Here is a 26,833-nt window from a genome sequence, read left to right on the forward strand (position 1 = left end):
ATCATAAATAAATATATTATTAAACTGCCGTTTCAGAGAAACGGCAGTTTTTTTTGTGCTATTTTGTTTCAAATGGAATCGGTGTAGTTAATTTTATAAACCATAAATAACTTATTGGTTTATTTTTTATTTAATCGATGAGCGTGGATAGATGAAGCGTACTGAGTCGGTTTTATGCTTGTTGAATGGCGTAACTTGCTTTTATAGCTAACCATACGGTGAATTATTAGGTTTCATTATTTTGTATTTGTTCCTTTTGTTTTTCTCAGATATTCTTGTTTTTTATTTTGTTGCTGATGATTGTGGTTTTGTGTAATGTGTTGGAAACGTGGTGTCAGGAGGGATAATTTGCTTTTTTGTAGTCATTTTATCCTCAAAAAAAGCGGTTTTTAACAACAAAATAATTTAGAATCGTTATAAATAAAAAAAAATAAACTGTGAATTAATTGTTTAATATGTGTTATTTTGAATGTATTTTAATTTTTACATATTTTTTTACTTTAAAAATTATTAAATGTTTATAATTTAAGCTCAATGTTGTGTGAATTGTTAAAAATGTACTATTTTATCAATGTGAAAAATTTGCTAGTGTTAATATTTATTAACATATTTGTTGCTAAAATATATTAAAATTTGTTAATATGAATGTTAAACTATGTGTATTGAGTGTAGGGGCTTTGTTCTTCTTGGGGCAAACTGCTTTTGCACAGACAACAAAAAAAGATACAGCAAAAACTAAAGTAATTGATGAGATTGTTGTAGTTGGGGTACAAAAAAAGAAAAAAAATGAAATTACCCAGGCAGTTTCAGTAGTAGGTGGTGAAGAGCTTACAAGAATGTCAGCTTCAAGTACCGGTATTACGAATATGCTTCAGGGTAAGATGTCAGGTTTACAGGTATCTACCAATTCAGGTAAGCCAGGTGAGCCGGGATCTATCAGAATTAGAGGAGCTGTCAATGTTTCTGCTACCATAGGAGCATCGGATCCATTATTTGTAGTGGATGGTATTTACATGACTCAACGTCAGTTCAACTCAATTCCTGCAACAGATATTGAAAGTGTTACGGAATTAAAAGATGCCGCTTCTACTGCTGTATATGGAGCAAGAGCTGCTAACGGGGTGATTGTAGTTACTACAAAAAGAGGTAAGTCTGGGAAACCAGCGATCACTTATGATACAAGATTTGGTTTTGCCTATAAGCCGAAAGACAAGAACTTCACAATGATGAATACTGCTCAGAAGATTCAGTTTGAGAATGAAATGTCAGGATTAGGAGTGAATCCAAACCCGGTTTATACTCCTGCAGAAGCTGCAGAATTAATGGCGCAGGATCATGACTGGTCTAAAGATATCTTAAGAAATTCAACTATACAGTATCATAACCTATCCGTTAGAGGTGGAGGCGAAAATAATTCATACTATGCTTCTTTAGGATATGATTCAGATTCTGGTATCCTTCAGGAATTAGACGGTTTCAAAAGATATAATGCCCGTTTCAACTTTGATCAAAAGGTTAGTGATAAAATGAAGCTAGCTTTTGATTTTGGTATCATTAATGTTAGAACACAGGATCAAAGATATTCTTATAATGCATTAAGCCCATTCTATTCAATTTATACATTGAATTCATATGAGCCTATCTATAATGCAGACGGTACTTTTAATTCTACAACCAACTCTATTAACCCTGTTGACCTTAGAAGAAATGAGGTAACTACAGACTGGAGAACAAGAATTTCAGGGCAAATATCCGGTTCTTATGAATTCTTTAAAGGATTAACATTCAAATCTACTTTCGGAAATATTTATGATCTTAGAAAGAATAAATACGTAGTGAAAAAAGGTTCTGATATCGCTAAAGTATATGGTACTCCGGACGGGTCTATCAGAGATACAAGATCAGATTTCTGGACATATGTATTTAACAATAGATTCGATTTTACGAAGTCATTTGGACAACACAAAGTGTCAGCAGTTGCTGCATTTGAATATAGCCAGGAACAATTCGGAAGTTTATCAGGAACAAAAAGGGTAATGTTAGGACCTGATGTTACTGATGTTGGTTCTGCTTCTACTCCGTTTGCGATTACCGGTAATACAACAACAACAAGATATGTGAGTTTATTAGGAGTAGTTGACTACAACTATGCTGGCAAATACTTATTATCAGGATCCATCAGAAGAGATGGAAACTCAAGACTGGGACAAGATAATAAATATGGTAACTTCTGGTCTGCTTCAGCAGCATGGAATTTAGCAAAAGAATCTTTCTTTGATGTTCCTTTCTTCAATGATATTAAATTCAGATACAGTATCGGTACAACAGGTAATATATCTGCTCTTGCAGATTACCAAAACCTTATTACTGTAGTATCCGGTGATTATGGTACAGACCCTACAGCAGGTCCATCTAATTCTTACGGGCAGCCAAACCTTAAATGGGAGTCTAAAAAATCTCAAAACTTAGGGGTAGATGTGGTGATGTGGAACAACAGAATTAAATTAACTGCCGAGGTATTTAAAGATGACAGAAAAGATTTCTTATATGCAATTCCTAATACAGCAATTGAAGGAGGAGGTTATTTGTTCTCGAGTGTTACCAATGCAGGAAATATCGAAATTAAAGGATTGGAATCTGAATTAAGTATAGATATCATCAGAAGTAAAGATATTGACTGGTCTGTAAGAGGAAATATCTCTATGCTTAAATATAATGTAAAGAGCTTATATGGAAATGCTACCCAGCTTAGCTTAGATGGTACTACGTTTATGCGTGTGGGTGATGAGCCTACTGTGTTCAAAATGGTTAAGAGTGCTGGTGTAGATCCTACTAATGGAGATGCATTGTATTATAAACTGGATGGTTCAGTTACCAATGTATACAGCTCAGGTGATGCACAGTTCCTATCAGGGAAATCTACTTTACCAAGCGCATATGGAGGTTTTGGAACTACATTCAGATACAAAGGATTTGATTTAAATGCAGATTTCTCTTTCCAGACTGGAGGGTATAGCTATAATATTATGGGGCAAAACCTTTCTGACTTCTCTGCATACAATCAAAACTTGAGTACAGATGCATTTAACTACTGGAAGAAACCAGGAGATACTAATGTATTACCTAAGCCAAATGTTAATGGTCTTCAATCTTCAGATGCATTTTTACAAAAAACAGATTTCGTAAGATTGAGATCAGTAGAGATCGGATATACTTTTGATAAGAAATTCTTAGGTGAGTCCCTTCCTGTAAATAGTATCAGAGTATACGGTTCTGGTCAGAACTTAGCTCTTTGGACTAACTATACGGGAGATCCTGAAGTTGCTTTAGCTTCTGAAACACAAGCAAATGGAGCGTTTATTCCAGGATCTATCAGTTTATACAATTATCCAAATACAAGAACATTCCTAATGGGAGTGCAAGTTAACTTCTAATTCAATTTTCTCATGAAAAAAAACATAGTAAGAATAGTATTATTTACATCATTAGCTTTTACTGCTGCGTCATGTACTGATGACTTAACAGTATTGCCGAATGATAGATTGGTTTCGGATACCTATTACACAACTGAAAGTGATTTTAGAAAAGGTGTAGATTATGCTTATGATGCGTTTAAGATTTCTGGATATTATCAGCAGGATTATACACAATTAATTGTTCCTGATGTTATTTCAGATAACTTAATTCAGAATCCTCAGGGAAGAAGATCAAACAACGATGCGTATAATTTCAATTTCGCAGGAGATGTGGATGCGGTTGTTTCTGTTTATGGAACAGGATATGCTGTGGCTGCAAGAGCCAATGCGGTTCTTGATAAGCTTGGTAATTTAGCACCAGGTGCATTCAGAAGTAATATTGAAGCGGAAGCAAGAGGTATTCGTGCCATAGCTCACTTTGATATTGTAAGAAGATATTGTAAAATACCTACTCAATCTGCTGATGCAGGTACTTCATTAGGTATTGCTTATGTAGAAAAGTTTGATCCATTCCAGTTAGTGACAAGAAACCTGAATGTAAATCAGGTATATGATAAAATTATTGCTGATTTGCTTTTTGCAGAGCAAAATATTACACAGACAGCTAACGTAGGTAAGCTTAGAAAGCCTGCTATCCAAGGGATGTTATCAAGAGTGTATTTGTACAAAGGTGATTATGATAATGCTATTCTTTGGGGTCAGAAAGCTTTAGCTTTAAGCCCAAGTGTAGGAGCTATCGGTACTTTCAAGAATATCTGGAATGATACATCAAGTGATGGAGTATTGTTTAAAATACTTAACTCAAGTATTGAAAACATCAAAACAGGTTCAGCTTATAACCAAACTGTTGGTGGACAAATTAAATCAGAGTATGTTGTAGACTTCGATTTCTATAATAAATTTGCTGCTACGGATATCAGAAAGAGCTCTTATATTACTACTTCTCCATTCCTTACAAAAACGTATAATAACGTTATTAAGTACAAGCAGGCTACTGATAAGCCAATTGAGGCGGTAGATGTAAAATATTTAAGAACTGCTGAAGTTGTTTTAAATGTTGCAGAAGCAATGTTTAAAAAAGGAAATGAAGCAGGAGCTCTTGGATTATTGAACACATTGAGAGCACAGAGATATACTGGATTTGTACCTGGTGCAGAAGCCGGACAAACTCTTTGGAATGCAATTATGTTGGAAAGAAGATTGGAATTAGCATTTGAAACAGACAGATTCTTTACATTGAAGAGACTTGCTCTTCCAATCCAAAGATCTAACTTTGGTCCGGAATCTACTGGTGCAGGGAATCCAGCGCCTGTGTTGAGTCTTCCTGTTTCCAGCCATAAATGGCAGTGGCCAATCCCTCAAACAGCTATTAATAATAATCCAAATATTCAACAGAATCCTGGTTATTAATAATAATAATTAATTATTATAAAAAAGAAAAACCTGCTTTTAGCAGGTTTTTTTGATTTTAATTTCTTCTTATGCTATAAATAAAGTATATATTTTATTGTTTTTAATCTGTCTTAGGATTTTATTAATTAACGCATAATATTTCAAAAAATTTTATAATCGTCAAAAGCATCATTTGTATTTATTTTTTTCTTAATAAATTATTGTATTGCAAAAAATAATTAACATAAATTATCAATAGTTAAAATTTTTTTTCAATAAAAAAAACAAGGTTAATGTGTCGGAAACGGCCTGTAGAGGGCAAAAGCTTGTGAATGTTAATATTTATTAACATATTTGTCGCCTTAAAATTTATTAATAAAATTTGTTAATATGAATGTGAAACTAAGAGTATTAAGTGTTGGGGCTTTATTTTTTTTAGGGCAAACAGCTTTTGCGCAAAAAACAACAAAAGACTCTGATTCGAATGAAACGAAGATTGAAGAAGTAGTCGTTACAGGGTATCAGAAGAAGAAAGCGGATGAAATTACTCAGGCTCAGGCTGTAGTAGGTGGAGATGAAATCAGAAGAAACAGCCCTACTACTTCTATCGGTAACTCTTTACAAGGTAGAGCTTCAGGGGTGTTTGTACAAAGTAGTACCGGACAGCCAGGTGCTGCTGCGACAATTCAGGTAAGAGGTATTGGTGGCGTTGGTGGTTCATCAGAGCCTACCTATGTAGTGAACGGAATGTATATGACTGCAAGACAGTTCAGTGCAATCAACCCTGCAGACGTAGAATCTATTTCAATTCTTAAGGATGCTGCAGCTACTGCTCAATACGGTGCAAGAGGTGCTAATGGAGTTGTTGTAGTAACTACTAAAGCTGGAAAAGCCGGAAAAACTCGTTATTCATTTGAAACTAAATTTGGTTTCAGTGAAAGATTGAAGGACAATAATTATACCATGATGAATTCAAGAGAGCTAATGGGCTTTCAGAATCAACTTGGGTATTTAGGATTTAAGCCAAGATCTCAGCAAGAGATGGATAGACTTGCTGCATATGATCATAATTGGCAAAAAGACCTGTTAAAGCCTTCTGCTATTCAGTCTTATTTGTTCAGTGCACAAGGAGGTTCTAAAGAAAGTACTTTTTATTACTCATTAGGATATGATTCTGATAATGGGATCATCAGAGATATTGACGGACTTAAAAGATATACAGGTAACTTCGGTTTTACAAATAAGCTGAGTGAAAAACTGAACGTAGGAATCAACCTGGGAGTTCAGTATCAGGTTACCCAGAATTTCAGAGATAGAAACAATACACAGAACCCATTTGGGGCGATGTATAAATATGCTCCATATGAGCCGATCTATAACGCAGACGGAAGTTATAATCAAACCATGAGAGCAGGTTCCAATGTGGTAGAGCAGATTCGTAACTACAGACTGGAGGATCAGAGATTGAGAATTCCGGTAACCTTATTTGCTGAATATAAAATTATCGATGGTCTGAAATTTAAAACTAATTTCAACGGACTTTTCGATTGGTTTATGGGAACTCAGTGGTTGAAAAAAGGATCAAACCTGGATTTAACAACAAACAAAATTCCTACAGGAGCGTTGAACAAAAATTCATTCTATGGATTTAACTATACTTGGAATAACTCGATCAACTACAAAAAATCATACGGAAGTCACAACTTCGATTTCTTAGGATTTATCGAATATAACGATAACTTCAATGAAACGATGAACGGAGGAGCTTACGGATTGAAATCTCCAGTATTAAACGTTCCTTCTATTACAACTCCTTCAGAAAGAAATACATTTACCGGAATTAAGACAAGAAATACCTTATTCAGTTTAGCGGGGATGTTAAATTATGACTATGAAGGTAGATATCTTGTAACAGGATCATTAAGAAGAGATGCTTCATCAAGATTCGGCGCAAATAATCAGAGCGGTGTATTCTGGTCTGCAAGTGCTGCTTGGAATATTGCGAAAGAAGAATTTATGAAAGGCGGCTTTATCAATGATTTAAAGCTTAGAGGATCATACGGTACTACGGGTAATGACGGAACACTTCCTGATTATTATAACGTAACCAACATCAGCTACGGTTTATATGGTTCTAATGCAGCGTTGTATCCTGGAACATTCGCACAAAGCAGCTATATCATCGGTAACGAAAACCTTAAATGGGAGTCTAATGCAATTACCAACTTAGGGGTTGATTTCACCATGATGAACAGAAGAATTCGTGGATCCGTGGAAGTATACCAGAATAAGAGAAAAGATTTTGTACAGCTTGTGCCTTTAGACAAACAAGAAGGAGGACATTACCAGTATATCAATGCAGGAGATATGTCTCAGAAAGGTCTTGAAGTTGAACTTAGTGCAGATATCATCAAAAAGAAAGATTTCCAATGGAACTTACATGCTAACATCTCATTCCAGAAATCAACTCTTGATAAGTTAGCAGATGGTCAAACTGAAAGAAACTTAGGAGATACTTATCTTAAAGTAGGTGAGTCTCCATATGTATTCTATAATGTAAGATTCGCAGGAGTGGATCCAAATAACGGAGATGCATTATATTATGACAAGGCAGGAAATGTAACTAACGTGTACAGCGCTTCTAATGCAGTTCCTATTACAGACAAATCTCCTTTCCCAAAAAGTTTTGGTGGATTCGGAACTACAGTTCAGTACAAAGGACTTGACTTCAGTGCAGATTTTGCATTCAAGCTAGGAGGATATACATATAACAATATGTACGCTGCTGCTGTTGATCCAACTCTTGCTGTTGCAGGTAGAAATATGGCACAATCTGCTGCTAATGTTTGGCAAAACCCAGGAGATACCAATGTATTCCAGAAAGTTGACTCAAACGGTATGCGTGATTCTGATCAATGGATTGAAAAAAATGATTATTTAAGATTAAGATCTCTTACATTGGGATATACATTTGATAAAGAATTCCTTGGAGAAGGATCTCCTATCAATAAGCTTAGAGCATATGTACAGGGACAGAATCTATTTACTGTAACTAAATTCCACGGAGAACCTGAAGTTTCAGTAGGATCTGGTGAATCTACTGCATTATTTGTTCCTGGATCATACAACCTTTATACTTACCCAGCTGTAAGAACAATCCTGGTAGGATTGCAATTAGAATTTTAATATTGAATAGCTTTATGAAAAAGAATATAATAAAAATAAGTTTAGCTGCGTTAACTGCTTTTGTTACGTTGACGTCTTGTGATAGAAATTTAGACCAGGTTTCATCTATTAACGAAACTGCTGACCAGGCGATGTTAAGACCTGAATCATTCAGACAGGCTATGGATGGTGCTTATACAGCACTTAAAGGAGGTGGATATTATAACAGTGATACAGGTAGTCAGCTTATTATGGGTGACCTTACTACTGACAATTTGATTCGTACAGCTTCAGGAAGAAATTCAAATTTTGCAGCTTCAAATTTTGAGTTTTCTTCAGACAATTCACAGACAACAGGATTGTATAGTGCAGCTTATCTTGCTATCAGCAGAACAAACTTTGTGTTGTCCTATATCAATAACGGAGTATTGTCAGGTGCACAAAAAATGAATATAGAAGCAGAAGCGAGAGCATTGAGAGCAATCGTTCACTTCGATATTGTAAGAGCATATTCTCAAATTCCTACACAATCTGCAGGAGCTAAAAATTCTATTGGAATTTATTATTCAGAAAAATATGCTCCATTAAATAATACGGCTTCCAGAAATCTTACTGTTGAACAGGTGTATGATAAAATCATAGCAGATTTATTATTTGCTGCTGATAATATTACACAGAATGATGCTGATAAAGGGAGAATGAGCAAGGCTGCTATTTATGGATTATTATCAAGAGTAAATCTTTATAAAGGAGATTACGCTAATACAATCAAATACGGAGAATTAGCATTAGGACTTTCACCAAGTATCACAACATTAGATAACTTTAACAGAATTTGGAAAGAAAATGAAGGCCTAGCTAAAATTACTGATGGGGTTTTATTCCAGATATCTAATGCGCCGGCTGAGCCAAGTAATACAGTAGGATCAGCATACAACCAGGCGGTTCCTAGTCTTAGATCAGAATTTGTGGTAGATTATGATTTATATACTGCATATACTGCGGATGATGTAAGAAAACCTACGTATTTTACAACAAGTGTATACAGTGGTGAAAAATATAATCACGTAACAAAATATGCTGGTAACGGAGGTCCTTCTAATGTAGTGCCTATTAAATATCTGAGATCAGCTGAAGTATTGTTAAATATTGCAGAAGCTTATTACAAAACAGGTAACCCTGCACAGGCTCTTACTTTATTGAATAAATTAAGACAAGAAAGACATTCTTCATTTACTCCGGGAACGGAAGCAGGACAGGCTCTTTTAGATGCTATCCTGAAAGAAAGAAGATTAGAGCTTGCCTTTGAAAATGACAGATGGTACACCCTGAAAAGATTAGGTCTTTCTGTTCAGAGATCAGGTAAAGGAGATCTTTTTGACGGTACAGGAGCACCGGCTGTTAAGCAGACTCTTGACGCTGGAAGCTTTAAATGGCAATGGCCGATCCCTATTACAGCGATCCAGGCTAATCCTAACATTAAGCAAAACGACAATTATTAATTATCGTACAATTCTATAGCAGAGGCTATCTCATTTTTGAGATAGCCTCTTTTATTTCTTATTATTTCTTATTTTTGCTGTACAATAATGAATAATGAAGTACATCCTTTTCATACTCATCTTCTTTGGTTTTGTGAGCAAAGCTCAGGTTGTTGATAAAACAGATCCTAACAAATCAACTCAAAAAGAAGAAGATACCCTGGTCATAGACTCCGGGAAAAAAGACTCCTTAAAAATTTTTAAACCTACCATCAACGATTATCAATACCAAACCCAGTTTTCAGAAAAAAAAGTTTTTGATACGGTAATGACTTTTGATAAGACCCATATTTTTTCACAGTACAACAACCGTGATAATTTTGGAAGAGCTCAACCTGCTAACATCGGAGCAGGTTTTAATCCGCTTGTATTTGAGGTGAATCCCGAGCAGAATTTATCTTTGCTGCCTTCCAATAAATCTTATATGATTCTGGGAGCTAACGATGTGAAATATTATGATGTAAAAACACCTACTGCCTCATTCATTTATCATACGGCAATGAAAAACGGTGCTGCATTAAATTCAACCTATACCCAGAATATTGGGAAAAGATTCAATTTTGCCATTGAGTATATGGGACTGCGCTCTCAGGGATTTTACAGGAATTCCTTAGCGGCAAATAACAATACTATATTTTCAGGACATTATACCTCAAAAAGTGGAAACTATGAGCTATTTGCCCATTATCTTCATCAGAATGTAAATAATCAGGAAAGTGGAGGGCTGGTAGAAGATAATCTGTTTCAAAATGGGGACAGTAATTCTAATAACAGGCAAAATATGCAGGTTAATCTGGCCTCCAGCAGCTCGCAGTTTGCCTATAGAAGATACTATTTGAGTCATCAATTCACTCCATTCAACGCAGAAAAATTCCCATTCAGCATACGACATACCATTTCTCATCAGGGAAACAAATATTATTATAACCAGGGAGCTCTGGAGCAGTATTGGTATAAAGAGCCTACAGAATTGGTCAATGGGTTTCCTTTGGCAACTAAAAAATATTCAGAGAATTTCAGCAATACGGTAAGTTTGGTTTTCAATAATGAAAAATTCAAACTGGATGCAGGGGTTCGTTATCAGATTTTGAAATTTGGAATTAATAACACTGTTATTGCCAATGGAGTAGCTTTTCCTAATGAGCTTAAAGAAAACAGGATTGGAGCTGTTGGAAATTTGCAGGTAAAACTTTTGGATAAAATACAGTTGAATTCATTTTTAGAATTTTCAAACGGAAGCCAGTTTAAAAGCTATCTTAAAACGACGAACAATCTGAAATTTGAACCTATAAAAGATTATTTTGTCAACGCAAAAGTAAACTTCCAAAGTGCTTACCCTTCATTTAATTATTTATTAAATACTTCTGTTTACAGCAAGTATAATTATTATCTTGAGAATGCCAAGAATCAGTCTGTCATGGAAATTGGAGGAAGTATCAATCTGAAGTGGTTCAAGACGGAAATTTTCGCAAACTATTTCAGAATTGATAACTATACTTATTTTGACAGCAACGCTAATCCAAAACAAAGTGAAAGTTCATTGAACATTTCTCAGATCGGAGGAGATGCAACTTTCAGCTATGGCAAATTTCATTTAAATACAAGACTGCATTTCCAAAATGCATTAACGAATAAAGAATTGCTTCCGATGCCAAGTTTTATCGGAAGAGCTAATTTCTTCTTTCAGACTCAGGCATTTAAAAAAGCTGCAGAAATTCAGGCAGGAATTAAAGTCTATTACTTCTCTAAATTTGCATCCAGAGATTATTTTCCAATTCTTAATGAGTACATTTTGCCTGATGCAAATTCATTTTCCATCGGTGGACAACCTATTGCAGACCTTTATGTAAATATGAAAGTCAAAAAAATGTTCTTCTTTATCGAAGGACAACAGATGGGAACTGTTATTTCCAGTAACAAAGCATATGCATTTCCGCATTACCCCGTATATGACTTCAGGTTGAATATCGGAATTGTGTGGTATTTGTTCAACTAAAAACAAAACAAGTTGAAAACAATTAATAAAATATCATTTAACGATATAGAAAGCATTCCTCAATTGGTAAAAGATTTTTTGAATCAGAAAATTGAGGGTTTTGAGAAACATACATTTTCTTTAGATCATTTCAGAAATCAGATCGAACTAAAGAAAGAATCATTCTTACCCGAGCAGAGGGAAATACTTTATGATGTATTTGAAAAACAGCTTTCAGATCTCAAACTTTCTTCAAAACAAAAGGAAAATCTGGAAAATCTCAGACTTCCCAATACATTTACCATCACAACCGGTCATCAGCTGAATTTATTTTCGGGACCTGTTTTCTTTGTCTATAAAATTCTACAGACAATTAAGACGTGTACTTACCTGAAAGAAAATTTTCCGGATTTTAATTTTGTACCGGTATATTGGATGGCTTCGGAAGACCATGATTTTGCGGAGATCAATCATTTTAAAACTGAAAGTAACTACTACGAAACCCACGAGAAATCAGGAGGGGCTGTAGGAAGAATACAGATCACCGATACCTTTTTTATCTCGGAATTTGAAAAAGAATTTAAAGATTCTGTTTTCGGTACCGAGCTTATCTTAATGCTGAAAGAATCCTATAAGCAAGGAAATACCCTGACACAAGCTATTAAAACATTAGTTAATCGTCTTTTTTCAGAGTGGGGTCTTATGATTTTGGATGGAGATTCTAAAGAATTAAAGAATCAGATTAAAGATGTTTTTAAAGATGAGCTTCTCCACTGTAGTTTACAGAAAATTTCAAAAAATAAAGTCGATTTCCTCACGGAGAAATACGGAAAAGTACAGGTAAATCCTCGGGATATTAATCTTTTCTATCTTACCGAAACAAGAGATAGGATTGAATATAACGGTCAAAAATATAGTATTGTAGACACAGATATTCAATTGACACAGGAAGAAATATTAACTGAACTTGAAAATCATCCTGACAGATTCAGTCCTAATGCTTTGATGCGTCCTGTATACCAGGAAAAAGTATTGCCCAACCTGGCTTATATTGGTGGAAATGCTGAAATCATGTATTGGCTGGAGCTTAAAGACTATTTTTCTGCAATTAATATTCCTTTTCCTATTCTGATTCCAAGAAATTCAATGCTTTTCCTGAAAGAAAAAACACTGGGAAAAATTGAAAAATTGGACCTTAGTATAGAAGACTTTTTTCAGAACTTTACCATCATTACCAATCGTAAAATTTTAAATGATAATACCATTTTAAAGTTGCTGGATGAAAAGGAAGAGCTTTTAATTCGTAGCTTTTCAGAGCTGAAAGCAACAGCCTCTATTACGGAGAAATCTTTTGGAAATCTTGTGAATGCAGAAGAAGTGAGACAGTTGAAATCATTTAAAAGAATGAAAAAGCGTTTGCTTCATGCTGAAAAAATTAAACAGGGCGAATTGCTGGAGAGGCTTGAAAATCTGTTCTTAAGTGTACATCCTTCTAAAACATGGCAGGAAAGGGTATATAACTTTAGTACATTCTTTTCAGATGAAGGATATTCATGGCTTGAAAATTGTTTGGAAGAAATGGTGGTTCAAGAATCCAAATTAATAATTGTTGCCATTTAATTTTAAAGGAGTATTTTTGTAAATTATAATTATCGAATATGATAAAGAGGTTTTTTATTCTATCTAGTTTATGTATGGTTTTGGGAGTTTCAGCTCAAAAATCTCATACGGTTGTACAAGGTGATAACCCTTACAACATCGCAAAAAAGTATGGAATAACTGTAGATGAATTGCTGAAGCTAAACCCAAAGTTTAAGGACGGCAAATTGGCTATTGGAGATATTTTGACAATAAAATCAGATAAAGTAACTGCTTCGGTTGTTACCAAAACTGCCGTAGCCGAAAAAGTAAAAACCAATACGAATGCTTCGCTTGGAAAAATTGTTTTACAGCCAAAGCAAACGATCTATGGGATTACCAAGCAGTACAGAATCTCTGAAACCGATTTAAGAAAACTGAATCCTGAATTGGATTCTCATATGAAAATCGGAGATGAGATCACATTACCTCTTGCCAGCATAAAAAAATATGGAGACAGCCAGCAGGTTATTGCTACTGAAAAACCGGTAGAGACTCCAGTAGAAAAAGAAGTTACTGTAACTCCTCCAGCTGTAGCTGTAGAAGGGGAAACATATGTAATTCAGGCTAAGGATAATTATTACAGAATAACGAAACAGTTTGGAATCACTCAACAGGATCTTTTTGCTTTAAATCCCGGATTAGAAGAAAAAGGATTAAAACCTGGAGATTCCATCAAAATAAAAAAATCAAATACGGATACCGTTGCTGAACCTGTCAATCCAAAAACAAAAATAGATTCAGGAAACGAAAAATCTTCTTCATCCAATGTGGTTGTAGGAGATGATTATGTAACCTATACTGTTCAGCAGGGAGATACTGTATTCTCTATTGTTAATAAATTTGGAGTGAGTATCGATGATTTGATCGCTCTGAACCCGGATCTTTCACATGGATTGAAATCCGGAATGGTTTTAAAAATCAAAAAGCAGGATCCTGCTTATGTAAAGAAAAACGGAGATGCTTTGAGTGTGGTGTTGATGCTACCGTTTGGTTACAGTACCAACGAAACTCAGTACCGAGGAATGGCTTTAGACTTTCTAACCGGAGCTAAACTGGCTATTGAAAGAAACGCGCGAGGCGGTCAGAAACTGGATATTAAAATAGTAGATTCCGGAAACGAGGCTTCATTTAAAAATTCTCTGACACAGATCAATCCGGACAATACCGATTTGATTATCGGTCCATTCTTTAAGTCTAATGTGATTGATGTCTTAGATTTTACCAAAAATCAAAAAATTCCAATTGTAGCACCATTTGCTAACTCTCCGGAATTATACAACTACAGCAACCTGATTATTGTAGAAACAAACAATCAGACATATGCTGATAAAATTGTTGAAGAAGTAAAAGGAGTATATTCAGATCAGAAAATATATGTAGTAGCAGATGCTAAGAAAGAAAATGCTAACTATATTAAAGCAGGTCTTGAAAAATCTGTTAAAAATCCAAATGTTGTTATCGTTAATTCTCCGGCAGAAATTCAGCTGGATCAGAATATGATGACAGGGCAATCTGCCCCGGTTATTGCAGTCCTGGCTAATGATAACGATAGCATGGGAGAGGCTTTTGCCAACAGAATGATTGCTCTTTCTAAAGAAGTACAGGGAGTGAAAGCTTTCAGTTTATTCTATTCTCCAATTTTTGAAAAGAAAGTAGATGACCTGAGCCAGGCCAGCCTGGTGTACCTGATGGACAGAAAGATCAATACTGACGGAGGATTTGAAAAAGAAATTCTGGCAGCCTATAAAACAAAATACTGTAAAACACCTCCAAAATATGCCATCGTAGGTTTTGATGTGGTGAATGATATGCTGACCAGAGAAAATAAAAAAGGAGAGATCTTTAAACAGATGAATAAAGTTCAGACCCAGCTTGCAACAAAATTTGAGTTTGTAAAATCTAAAGCTAACGGAGCTTACGTAAATACTGGATACAGAGTAATCAGGTTAGTTCCATAAATGATTTATATCTCTTTAACAGTATATTGTTAACAATATAGTTATATTTGCATAATATTTAATTCAGTACATGAAAGCACTTGTATTTCCTGGGCAGGGTTCTCAGTTCGTAGGAATGGGAAAAGAATTGTATGATTCTAGAAAAGATATCAAAGATCTGATGGAATCTGCCAATGAAATTTTAGGTTTCGATATTCTTTCCATTATGTTTAACGGAGCAGATGAGGATCTTAAGAAAACAGAGGTTACCCAGCCTTCAATTTTTATACATTCAGTAGCAGCATTAAAAGCAGTAAACGGTCTTGGAGCTGAAATGGTGGCAGGACACTCTTTAGGAGAGTTCTCAGCATTGGTAGCTAACGGAGTTTTATCTTTTGATGATGGTTTGAAATTAGTATCCGAAAGAGCTAAGGCTATGCAGGAGGCTTGTGATGCAAATCCAAGTTCAATGGCAGCTATTTTAGGATTGGAAGATGCTAAAGTGGAAGAAATCTGTGCTCAGATCAATGGAATTGTAGTTCCTGCTAATTATAACTGCCCTGGGCAATTGGTAATTTCAGGAGAAACACCTGCAGTAGAGGAAGCTTGTGCTAAATTGAAAGAAGCAGGAGCAAAAAGAGCCTTATTACTGGCTGTAAACGGAGCTTTCCATTCGCCATTAATGCAGCCGGCACAAGAAAGATTAGCTGCAGCTATTGAGAAAACAAAATTCAGAAAAGCTACTATTCCTGTATATCAGAATATTACTACTACAGCAGTAACAAACCCTGATGAGATTAAACAAAATCTTATTGATCAACTTACTGGTCCTGTAAAATGGACACAGTCTGTTCAGAATATGATCAAAGATGGTGCTTCTAATTTTGTAGAAGTTGGACCTGGAAAAACCCTTCAGGGGCTGATCAAAAAAATTGACGGATCTGTAGACGCTGTTTCTGCAATCTAAAATAAAAAAATATGAACGCGATATTTTCACCGGGCAAGCTTATGCTTACTTCAGAATATTTCGCGATAGATGGAGCTCTTGTCCTGGCGGTACCTACCAAGCTTGGACAAGAGTTTTTTTTTGATGAAAAAAATGACGGCAAATCCCTGATTCTTTGGGAAGCTTTTCATCAGAACCAATTATGGCTAAAAGTTGTCATAGACTATAAAAATTGGCAGATTCTTGAAGCCAACATCCCGTCAAGCGCTGAGTTTATTCTAAAAACCTTAAAGAATGTACAGCAGCTTTCCGGTATAAAATTCAAAAACGATTGTACTTACCATTTAAAAACAAATCTTCAGTTTCCTGCAGATTATGGGCTAGGAAGTAGTTCTACCTTAATGAATAACCTGGCAGAATGGGCCGAAATCGATCCTTTTTATTTGAACTCAATCAGCTTAGGAGGAAGTGGCTACGATATTGCGGTCGCAAAAGAGAAATCCGCAGTCCTTTTCCGCAGTAAACCGGAAATTAAATATGATAAGGTGACTTTCAATCCTCCTTTTAAAAATGAACTGATTTTTATTCACTTAAATCAAAAGCAAGATAGCAGAGAAGGAATCCGTTTTTACAAGTCAAAAAAGAAATCCCCGGAACTGGTGAGTGAATTTTCAGATATCACAAAGAAAATTTTGTTATGCAGTGAATTGCAAAATTTTTCTGAGCTAATGATGATTCATGAGCAAAAAATTTCCGATTTCCTTGAAATTCCTACAGTTAAAGAGCGTTTATTCTCAGACTGCCCTTGTTTTGTAAAAAGTTTGGGGGCATGGGGTGGAGATTTCGTGATGAGTGCCAAATTTGGGGACTATAAAGACTATTTTTGGGAGAAGGGTTTTACTAGTGTTTTTGAATGGCAAGATATAATTAATTTATAATCAATAAATTACAAGCCCCTTTTTTTATTTGTGATTCTGACTTATATCAGTATATTTAAACCACCTTTAACAAATAATTAATATTATTTTTGTTGAACTCAATAAAGAAATAGAAAATATAAGTAAAATGAAAAACACTAAAATCATCCAGGATTTAGAGAAATTAGGGATTAAAGGAAACTATGAAGTCGTATACAATCCTTCATATGAAGAATTGTATCAGGCTGAAGTTTCTCCTGAAAATCAGGGATTTGAGGAAGCTGAGCTTACAGAATCTGGCGCGGTATCGGTAAAAACAGGAATTTTCACAGGTCGTTCACCTAAAGACAGATATATTGTTCAGGATGATGTTACAAGAGATACAATTTTCTGGGATGGTAAAGTAAACCTACCTACCACTTCAGAAATTTTCGGGTCTTGTAAAGAACTAGTGATGAATCAGCTGGCGGAGGCAAAAAAAATCTATGTAGTAGATGCTTTCTGCGGGACAAATGCTGATACAAGACTTAAAGTAAGATTTATTGTTGAAGTGGCATGGCAGGCACATTTCGTTACCAATATGTTCATTCGCCCTTCTCATTTTGAGCTTGAAAACTTCGGAGAGCCTGATTTCACTGTAATCAATGGTTCTAAAACGACGAATCCAAACTGGGAAGCTCAAGGATTAAATTCTGAAAACTTCATCATGTTCAACCTTACTGAAAAACTACAGATTATCGGTGGTACTTGGTATGGTGGTGAAATGAAAAAAGGGATGTTTGCTATGATGAACTATTACCTTCCATTGAAAGGTATGGCTTCAATGCACTGTTCTGCTAACGTAGGAGAAGAAGGTGATGTTGCTTTATTCTTTGGTCTTTCTGGAACAGGTAAAACTACTTTATCAGCAGATCCAAAAAGATACCTTATCGGTGACGATGAGCACGGATGGGATCATAACGGAGTATTCAACTATGAAGGAGGATGCTATGCTAAAGTTATCGATTTATCAGAAGAAAAAGAACCGGATATTTTCAGAGCGATCAAGAGAGATGCACTTCTTGAAAACGTTGTTGTTAACAATGGAGTAGCAGATTATAAAGACGGATCAATCACTGAGAATACAAGAGTTTCTTATCCAATCTATCATATCAACAAAATTGTATTGCCATCTAAGGCAGGGCACGCTAAAAAGATTGTTTATCTTTCAGCAGATGCTTTCGGAGTACTTCCTCCGGTTTCTATCCTGAATGAAGATCAGGCTCAGTACCACTTCCTTTGCGGGTATACTTCAAAACTTGCCGGAACAGAAAGAGGAATTACAGAACCTCAGCCATCTTTCTCACCTGCATTTGGTGAAGCATTCCTTACATTACACCCTACAATGTATTCTAAAACATTGATCGGTAAAATGAAAGAGCATGGTGCTAAAGCATATTTAGTAAATACAGGTTGGAACGGTACAGGAAAAAGAATTTCTTTAAAAGATACAAGAGCAATCATTGATGCTATTATTGACGGTTCTATTGATAACGCTCCTAAAACTCAGGTTCCAATCATGAATCTTGAAATTCCTACAGCACTTCCAAATGTTTCTGAAGGTATTCTAGATCCTAGAGATACTTACGCTAATGTTTCCGAGTGGGAAGAAAAAGCAAAAGATCTTGCTTCAAGATACATTAAAAACTTTGAGCAGTACTGTGATACTGAAGCAGGTAAAAAACTTATTGCTTCAGGACCTCAATTACAGGAACAAACAATCTAATAAGATTATTTACAATACATACAAAAGCCTCATCACTGATGAGGCTTTTTTTATTTCAAATAGTGTAAAATGTATTGTTTATTTTGCTACATCTGTGATAGATATTTAAAAAGATAAATTATTTTAAACTTAGCAAAGCTAATCTGTATCCTTCCATTCCGAAGCCGGACAATACAGCATCGGTGTTGGCAGCAGTCACAGACTTTTGTCTGAATTCCTCTCTTTTATAAATGTTACTGATGTGTACTTCAACCTTAGGTTTTCGTATGTTCTTTAAGCAGTCTGCTATCGCATAAGAATAATGAGTGAATGCTCCCGGGTTGATCACTACTGCATCAAAATCATCTTCCTGAAGCCTGTTGATGAGCTCTCCTTCAATATTGGATTGATAATATTTTAATTCATAAGAATGAAACTCGGATTTTAGATTTTCCAAATACTTTTCCATAGAGATTGTTCCATAGATTTCCGGTTCTCGTGTTCCTAGTAAATTAAGATTGGGGCCGTTAACGATAAGAATTTTCATTTAAAAAATTTAGTCAAAGATAAATAAATTTATATAGACTACAGATCAATATTCGTCTGTGGGTTTTGCTGCGCATATTCTGAAGGGGTAATTCCTACAATCTGTTTAAAAACTCTGTTAAACGTTGACTGATTTGAAAACCCTGCTTCAGTGTAGATATACATCAAAGTCGTTTTTTGGAAATCAATCTCTGTAAAAAGTTTTTTCACATAGTTGATTCTATAGATATTAAGATATGTATTGAAATTAGAATATCCTTTATACCGTATAGCTTTAGAAATATAAGTGCTGTTGACATCTAGTGCTACGCTCAGTTTTGAGAGATTGAACTTGTCATCTTTAAAAAGTTTATTCTCGGTCATGGCGGTTTCTATTTTTTCAAATAGTTTTTTCATGCTTTCAACATCAATGTCATCCCATGAGTTTTCAGTAGGAGCCTGTATTTCATCTTTTCGAATTACAGTGGATTCTATTTGAGAGAGAATTTCCAGTTTTCGGATCTTATCTTTATAATAAATTAATAATGAAACAACTAAGATATTTGAAATAAAAAGGATAGTATCTGTAAACATTACCTCTTTTTGGGTATGCTCAGGAAACGTAAAGTTGAAGTTATTGGCTGCAATATAGCCGGTAATAATTAATAATAATATATAAGCCACATACAGTAATACTTCTTTTTTGGAAAAGAAAATATAGGCTCCCAGTGGGATGGGAAGCAGCCAACAAAAACTTGCAACAGAATTATTCCAGAAGGCAAGCATAATATAGAAGTTGTAAATAGGGGCAAATAGTAGATACAGATGCACTATAAGGCTTATCGGATATTTTTTTCTTACAATTGAATAGGTATAACCGGAAAAAAATAACCCGATCATTAAATACCAGGACATCATTTTGTCATGAATAAAGAATGTAAAGATTACGGCATATACTCCTAAAACCAGCAGCATAAGAATAGTATACCTATCCATTAGTTCAAGCTTAAATTTTTCTATCTGTACATTCTTTGTGTTTACTTCTGACATCTAAAATCCGTGTTATAAGGAATAAATTAATGAATTATCATAATTCATTAGGATATTGTTTTGGTTTTCAAAGATATATAAAATTTAAATCATTTTCAAGATTGTGATTTATACTTTTATTTTTTGATTTAATGATACAGTTAGTTTTGCAGGAGAAATTGTATCAAACAAATGTACCGAATAAATGTCCTTACTCTATTGTAAAAGTTTCAAACTCTATTCTTTCTTAGCTATACTTTGCTGTGCTCTTCCAATATTTTTAGAAAAAAAAATCCAGATATAAAACACAATTGATCATGCTTTGATAGGGCACCTCAAAGAAGCTTTTGTCAACTTTTTAACAAAAAATAATTCGAAAAATGAAAAAAACACTATTCTTATTGACAACAATTATTTCAGGATTAGCCTACTCCCAGGTAGGAATTAATACCGCGAATCCACAAGGAAGTTTCCATGTAGACGGCTTAAAAGATAACAATGCGACAGGAGTTCCAACAGCTGTACAGCAATCCAATGATTTTACTGTAACTTCTTCTGGTAGCGTTGGGATTGGTACTACGGTGCCTAATGCATCTGCAATGCTTGATGTGAATGTTGACGCTCTTGCAGTGGGTAGTAAAAAAGGATTTTTGGGGCCAAAAGTTGCCTTGACTTCTCAGACGGATGGGGCTACCATCCCTTCACCGGCTGCGGGATTACTTGTATACAATTTGGGAACCGCAGGGCTAGGCTATGTCGGTTACGTATTTTGGAACGGAACTGAATGGAGAACATTCAATAATGGTTCTCTTGCGCCTGGAACTTTAGGATCTATTACCTGTAACGGAGTAACACTTTCTCCAGGAACCTATACGGCCGGAACTCCCTATACCGGAACAATGACTGTTCCTTACACCGGAGGAAACGGAGGGGTCTATCCGGCACAGACTGTGGGACCTGTAAATGGTCTTACGGCAACACTGGCTGCTGGAAATTTTAATGTAGGATCAGGAATTCTTAGCTATACAGTGTCAGGTGTACCTACGGCTTCCAGCCCTACACTGACTACTTTTGCGTTAAATATTGGCGGACAGACCTGTAGTGCAACAGTAGGAGCCGGAGCTGTGATTGCTCCCGGAGAGCTGGTTTATTATCATTCTTCAATTCCGCGCAAGACAACATCATTTCTTTTAAGCCAGTTTCTTAATGATCTTCCCGTTATCAATAATACGTTCAGAGTGGATGCTTTTATTACTGCTCCCAATGCATTTGACTCAAGCGGGGCAACTACTAATTTTGATCCGCGTCTTTATAATATCACTACTGCCAATGCGAAAGTATGGGTTTCTGAAGTGTCTACCCATACAGGTGACTCACATGGCGCTAACTTATTAATTTTCCCTAATAATTATGCACAGTTTGATGATGGGGTTTATCTTACCTATGGAAGAAACGAAACGGTAACTTTTGATATTACTACTGCTGACAACAAATGGTACAGAGTGTACTATGCACTCCGTATAGATAACAAATCTTTTACAAGTGCAGGGAATGGTAATACGACTTCAGATTCCAATACTTCAGATAATACACTGGAGGTTTTTGTATCCATCCAGAGACTTTACTGATCTTAATAAGTGAGTTATTATTTGTAATTCCTAAAAAATTCTTACTCAGATAAAATTTAATGACGCCATTGGCGTCATTTTTTTATTTCCATGCACACAGAGTGTATTGATTCAATTATTATTAATGATATTTCTCATGTTTGCTAAAGTGTCAATTTTTATAAGTCCTTATTTTATCGGCTTTTTAATAAAATATTAAGTTAATTTTTGAAAAATTATCATGAAAAATTATAAGTCTACTTGTTTTGTAGACTAAATATTTCTAGATTTGCAGACATATTTCGATCGGCTTATAAAGAAAGATGGAGGGAACTGACCCAATGAAATCTTAACAACCTGCTCTCGCGCAAGGTGTTACATTCAGCCTTTAAAGGAAAAATAAGCATTAGGTTTATCGTATTTATCGATGCCCTTTGCTGTATTATCTGCAAAGGGCAAAATTTTAATATATGATAAACAAAATTGATTATGATTAATAAAAATTTGATTAGCTCAAAAATTTGGATTCCCCCTGTAGCGGTATTCTTTTTAGGAATAGGAAGCTTAAGCGGACAGAATACCAAGGCTAAAAAAGATACACTCAATGAGAAGGAGCTTGATGAAGTGGTGGTGGTAGCCTATGGGAAGGCTAAAAGAACCAGCTATACCGGTTCTGTGGCAACTATTTCCAGTGATAAAATTAACAACAGACCTGTTACCAATATTACAAAAGCATTGGAAGGACAGGTTGCAGGAGTGCAGACAACAAGTTCTTCCGGACAGCCGGGATCTACAGCAACAATCAGGATCCGAGGAATTGGTTCTATCAGTGCATCCAGCGATCCTTTATATGTGGTGGACGGAATTCCTTTTGACGGAAATCTAAACTCTATAAGCCCTAATGATATAGAATCAATCAGTGTACTGAAAGATGCTACGGCAAGTGCTCTTTATGGATCAAGAGGGGCGAACGGGATCATCATTATTACGACTAAATCCGGTAAAAAAGGAGAAGCCCGAATCAATTTTAATATGAGCCAGGGTTTTTCCACCAGAGCAGTAAAAGATTACGAACAAGTCAATACGGATCAGTATTTCCAACTGTATTGGGAAGCATTGAGAAACGGATACAGATCTAGCCAGATCAATGGACAGCAGGCAGCTCAGATGGCTACCAATAATCTTATTTCTGAGCTGGGTATTAATCCCTATGGAGCCAATTATTCAAAACCTGTAGGTACAGACGGAAAACTATTATCCGGAGCGACACCTTTATGGAATGATGACTGGAGAGATGTTTTACAGAGAGTGGCTTCGAGAAATCAGGTAGATCTGGATATCAGTGGAGGAAGTGAAAAAAGCAATTACTTTTTCTCATTGGGATATCTTGATGATAAAGGGATTGCCATTGAATCTGGATTTAAAAAATACAGCACAAGGTTAAAACTCAATTCTGAAGTTAAGAAATGGCTGAATGTAGGGGTAAACCTAAGTTATACCAACAGTATTCAACAGGCTCCTACGTCTTCAGATTCCAATACAAGCAATGTTATCCAGGCAGCAAGATCTGTTCCTTCATTCTATCCTTATTATGAGAGAAATCCGGATGGGTCTTATGTATTGGATGGTGCCGGAAACAGAATTTACGATTTTGGAAAATACAGGCCTACCAACGCTCTTCAGAATCAAAATCTGGCAGCAACTTTACCTTTAGATAAAAACGAAAATAAAGAAGATAACTTCTCCGGAAAAGGTTTCATGGATTTCACATTCTTACCTGAATTGAAGTTCAGAACCAGCTTTTCTGTAGATTTGGTCAACTATAATGGACATTATTACTCAAACCCGCTTATCGGGCAGGGTAGTGAGATTGGAGGATCGGTCACAAAGTCAAACAGCAGAACTTTATCGTATACCACGAGTAACATTCTGACTTTTGATAAAAAATTCGGAAAGCATCACTTTAATGTGTTGGCAGGTCAGGAATTTTATAAATATGATTATCAAACAATTTCCGGGACCAGAAGTCAGTTTTCACTTCCCTACTACTATGAGCCGGATGCTGCCGCTTTATTGGGAAGTTTCAGTGGAAACAGTGATAAGGTCAGCCTGCTAAGTTACCTTGGAAAAGTGGAATATGATTTTAATAATACCTATTTCCTGTCAGCTTCAGGAAGAGCCGATGGTTCTTCAAGATTCTTTAAGGATAACCGTTGGGGGAAATTCTGGTCTGTAGGAGGTTCATGGAAAATCTCTAATGAGGAATTTATCAAAAATCTGAATTTCTTTAATCAGCTGACACTTCGTGCAAGTTATGGAGGACAGGGGAATGATAAATTATTACAGCCTAATAAACTCCCTCTTTATTACGCTTATCAGGAACTTTATAAATTTTACAATAACCTTGGTGAGCCGGGGGCAGTACTTGAAAAAGCGAGAACCAACGAATTAAAATGGGAGACGAATCTTAATCTGAACGTAGGATTAGAGTTTGCGATTCTTAATAACAGAGTGAAAGGAAATATCGAGTATTTTGAGCGAAAAAGCCAGGATCTTCTATTTAATATGCCGGTAGCTCCGTCTTTGGGAATTAATGATTTTCCGGCCAATATCGGAACCATAAAAAATACAGGTTTTGAATTCTCTCTTTTTACAACACCAATTAAGACGGATGATTTCCAATGGAATTTAGATCTTAACCTGAGTACATTGAATAATAAGATTACGAAATTACCTAAAGGTTCTATCCTTACCGGAACAAAGTTGTTGCAGGTAGGTGGTTCTGTATATGATTTCTATATTCCGGAATGGGCAGGGGTAGATGCAAGTAACGGAAGACCCTTATGGAAAACCATCAGTACAGATGCTAATGGAAATACAGTGGAAGGTACTACTTCTGAATATGCAAAAGCAACAAGAACACTGCAGGGATCTGCACTACCAAAAGTAACCGGAGGGCTTAGTACAAGTATTACCTATAAGAATTTCGATTTCTCAGGATTGCTGACTTTCAAAATCGGGGGTAAAATTCTTGATACCGATTATACCTCAATTATGCATAACGGAAGTGCCGGAGGTCGTGCGTGGAGCGTAGAAATGTTAAACAGATGGACGCCTGAAAATCCTAATACGGATGTACCTGCATTGAGCACAATTACCAATAACTGGACGTCCAATTCTTCGAGATTTTTATATTCCGGGACGTATGCAAGACTTAAAAATGTAAGTCTGGGATATACTCTCCCTTCAGACTATTTTGAAAAACTGGGACTTAAAAAGTTCAGAATTTATGTTCAGGCAGAAAATCTTCTGACCTTCTATAAACATAAAGGAATGGATCCTGAACAGGCATTGGATGGTACTACTTATTACAGGTATCCTGCGATGAGAACAATCACTTTTGGACTTCAGGCAACTCTTTAACTTTTAAAAATTGAAACAATGAAAAAATTAAAATATTTATCTTTTGCCTTACTCGCAGCATGGGTACTGACCAGCTGTGAAAGTGACCTGGCAACAGCTCCTACCGACCAGGCTAATGATGTGGAGGTTTTTAAAACGGCTGAAAGTGCAGAAACAGTAATCAACGGAACCTGGGCCAGATTCAATGATGATGGAACAACCTATGCCAATATTGGGTATTCAACTGTTTTAAGAGCAAGTGATGCTATGGGAAGTGATGTAGCGGTACTGACTAATAAATATGGTTTTTCTTCTACCTATACTTTTACTGAAATGGTTAATAGTACGGCAAGCCGTCCATTATTTATCTGGTCGATGCTCTATTCTGCCATCAATAACATGAATAATGTGATTGCCAGAATTGACGGAACAGAAGGAAGTCAGGAAAAAAAGAATCAGGTGAAAGGCCAGGCAAAGGCATTACGGGCTTTCTGTTATCTGAATCTTGCCAGTTTTTATCAGTTCAGTTACCTGAAAGATAAGACCGCATTAACAGCTCCTATCTATACGGAACCTTCAACGATAACTACAGTAGGGAAGAAAAGAGCAAGTCTGGAAGAGATCTATGCTTTAGTGAAAAGTGATCTTACAGATGCTGATAATTTATTGAAAGATTATACGAGAAATAATAAAGATAAGATCAATCGTTCTGTCGTAAACGGGATTTTAGCAAGAACCTATCTGAATACGGGAGAATGGAGTAAAGCTGCCGCTGCGGCAAAAATTGCAAGAGAAGGTTACCCTTTGATGGCTCCGGAGAAATATAAGGATGGTTTCAACGATATCAATAATGCTGAATGGATTTGGGGGCACGGACAAACCCAGGAGCAATCCGGGGCAAGTTATGCATTCCATTACCTGGATGTATCTTCTTCCGGAAGTTATTATTACAGTTTTATGGCTGATCCTTATTTTAAAGACCTCTTTGATGCTAATGATATCAGATCTCAGCTTTTCTCATGGGATGGCCTTAAAGGAAGAGAAGGGTTGTTGAGGTATGCTAAGTTTAAATTTAAATCAGGACTTATTGCTGATATCGTCTATATGAGAGCTGCCGAAATGTACCTGATTGAAGCGGAAGCGGAAGCAAGAAACGGAAATGTATCGCAGGCAGTAACTGTTTTAAATCAGTTTAAATCAGCCAGAAATGCTAATGTCTACAGTGGCTCTTTAGCTCAGAATGATGTGGTAAAGGAAATTTTAATTGAGAGAAGAAAAGAATTATTCGGAGAAGGGTTTTCTCTTTCAGATATCATCAGAACACAGGGGACGGTAGTAAGGAAGCGTTTCGTAGACGCTAATGGAGAGCCTGTTAAAGTTCAGGTAACTACACCGGACGGAACGGTAAAAACGGTTGATGGAAGAGGTCATACTAATTTTGCATTCCCTGATCAAACAGGATTTGTACCGAATAGCAGGTATTATTTATTCAGTATTCCACAGAAGGAATCTGAAAACAACCCGAATTTATAGTTT

The 26,833-nt window shown here is 35.8% G+C and carries 15 protein-coding genes and 1 riboswitch; of the genes, 13 read left to right on the top strand and 2 right to left on the bottom strand.

Annotation, left to right across the window (positions count from 1 at the left end; all coding sequences use genetic code 11):
* Positions 1–641 precede the first annotated feature (641 nt).
* From JML65_RS04820 to pckA, 10 genes are all read left to right on the top strand, one after another.
* Positions 642–3,434, top strand: a complete 2,793-nt coding sequence (locus JML65_RS04820) for a SusC/RagA family TonB-linked outer membrane protein (RefSeq protein ID WP_202270080.1) — start codon at positions 642–644, stop codon at positions 3,432–3,434.
* 12 nt (positions 3,435–3,446) lie between these two features.
* On the top strand, positions 3,447–4,886 hold the full coding sequence (locus JML65_RS04825) for a RagB/SusD family nutrient uptake outer membrane protein (RefSeq protein WP_202270081.1): 1,440 nt from the start codon (positions 3,447–3,449) through the stop codon (positions 4,884–4,886).
* A gap of 372 nt (positions 4,887–5,258) precedes the next feature.
* Positions 5,259–8,054: a SusC/RagA family TonB-linked outer membrane protein gene (locus JML65_RS04830; protein WP_202270082.1), complete on the top strand. Its 2,796-nt coding sequence runs from the start codon at positions 5,259–5,261 to the stop codon at positions 8,052–8,054.
* A 14-nt stretch (positions 8,055–8,068) separates the two neighbouring features.
* On the top strand, positions 8,069–9,535 hold the full coding sequence (locus JML65_RS04835) for a RagB/SusD family nutrient uptake outer membrane protein (RefSeq protein WP_202270083.1): 1,467 nt from the start codon (positions 8,069–8,071) through the stop codon (positions 9,533–9,535).
* Positions 9,536–9,629: 94 nt separating this feature from the next.
* On the top strand, positions 9,630–11,570 hold the full coding sequence (locus JML65_RS04840) for a putative porin (RefSeq protein ID WP_202270084.1): 1,941 nt from the start codon (positions 9,630–9,632) through the stop codon (positions 11,568–11,570).
* A 12-nt stretch (positions 11,571–11,582) separates the two neighbouring features.
* Positions 11,583–13,169 (top strand): bacillithiol biosynthesis cysteine-adding enzyme BshC, encoded by a 1,587-nt coding sequence (gene bshC, locus JML65_RS04845; protein WP_202270085.1) that lies wholly within the window; start codon positions 11,583–11,585, stop codon positions 13,167–13,169.
* 38 nt (positions 13,170–13,207) lie between these two features.
* The gene (locus JML65_RS04850) at positions 13,208–15,148 is read left to right on the top strand and encodes a LysM peptidoglycan-binding domain-containing protein (protein ID WP_237390787.1); all 1,941 of its coding nucleotides are present in this window, start codon (positions 13,208–13,210) and stop codon (positions 15,146–15,148) included.
* Between the two features lie 70 nt (positions 15,149–15,218).
* On the top strand, positions 15,219–16,094 hold the full coding sequence (gene fabD, locus JML65_RS04855; RefSeq protein ID WP_047484973.1) for an ACP S-malonyltransferase: 876 nt from the start codon (positions 15,219–15,221) through the stop codon (positions 16,092–16,094).
* Between the two features lie 11 nt (positions 16,095–16,105).
* Positions 16,106–17,011, top strand: coding sequence for a GYDIA family GHMP kinase (locus JML65_RS04860; protein ID WP_202270086.1), 906 nt, complete (start codon positions 16,106–16,108; stop codon positions 17,009–17,011).
* A gap of 127 nt (positions 17,012–17,138) precedes the next feature.
* A complete protein-coding gene (gene pckA / locus JML65_RS04865) occupies positions 17,139–18,755 on the top strand; it encodes a phosphoenolpyruvate carboxykinase (ATP) (RefSeq protein WP_047484978.1) in 1,617 nt (538 codons plus the stop codon).
* A 118-nt stretch (positions 18,756–18,873) separates the two neighbouring features.
* Here the strand turns inward: pckA and JML65_RS04870 are convergent, their stop codons facing one another.
* Positions 18,874–19,281 (bottom strand): type II 3-dehydroquinate dehydratase, encoded by a 408-nt coding sequence (locus JML65_RS04870; protein WP_202270087.1) that lies wholly within the window; start codon positions 19,279–19,281, stop codon positions 18,874–18,876.
* A gap of 38 nt (positions 19,282–19,319) precedes the next feature.
* Positions 19,320–20,309 carry a helix-turn-helix domain-containing protein gene (locus JML65_RS04875; protein ID WP_202270088.1) on the bottom strand — a complete coding sequence of 330 codons (990 nt, stop codon included), beginning with the start codon at positions 20,307–20,309 and terminating at the stop codon, positions 19,320–19,322.
* A 359-nt stretch (positions 20,310–20,668) separates the two neighbouring features.
* Here JML65_RS04875 and JML65_RS04880 point away from each other — a divergent pair, with 359 nt between their 5' ends.
* From JML65_RS04880 to JML65_RS04890, 3 genes are all read left to right on the top strand, one after another.
* On the top strand, positions 20,669–21,916 hold the full coding sequence (locus JML65_RS04880) for a hypothetical protein (protein ID WP_202270089.1): 1,248 nt from the start codon (positions 20,669–20,671) through the stop codon (positions 21,914–21,916).
* A 287-nt stretch (positions 21,917–22,203) separates the two neighbouring features.
* Positions 22,204–22,301, top strand: a riboswitch (SAM riboswitch).
* Between the two features lie 83 nt (positions 22,302–22,384).
* On the top strand, positions 22,385–25,318 hold the full coding sequence (locus JML65_RS04885) for a SusC/RagA family TonB-linked outer membrane protein (RefSeq protein WP_115920827.1): 2,934 nt from the start codon (positions 22,385–22,387) through the stop codon (positions 25,316–25,318).
* An 18-nt stretch (positions 25,319–25,336) separates the two neighbouring features.
* The gene (locus tag JML65_RS04890; protein ID WP_202270090.1) at positions 25,337–26,830 is read left to right on the top strand and encodes a RagB/SusD family nutrient uptake outer membrane protein; all 1,494 of its coding nucleotides are present in this window, start codon (positions 25,337–25,339) and stop codon (positions 26,828–26,830) included.
* Positions 26,831–26,833: the final 3 nt, after the last annotated feature.

The organism is Chryseobacterium sp. KMC2, assembly GCF_016756935.1.
Lineage (GTDB): Bacteria > Bacteroidota > Bacteroidia > Flavobacteriales > Weeksellaceae > Chryseobacterium > Chryseobacterium rhizosphaerae.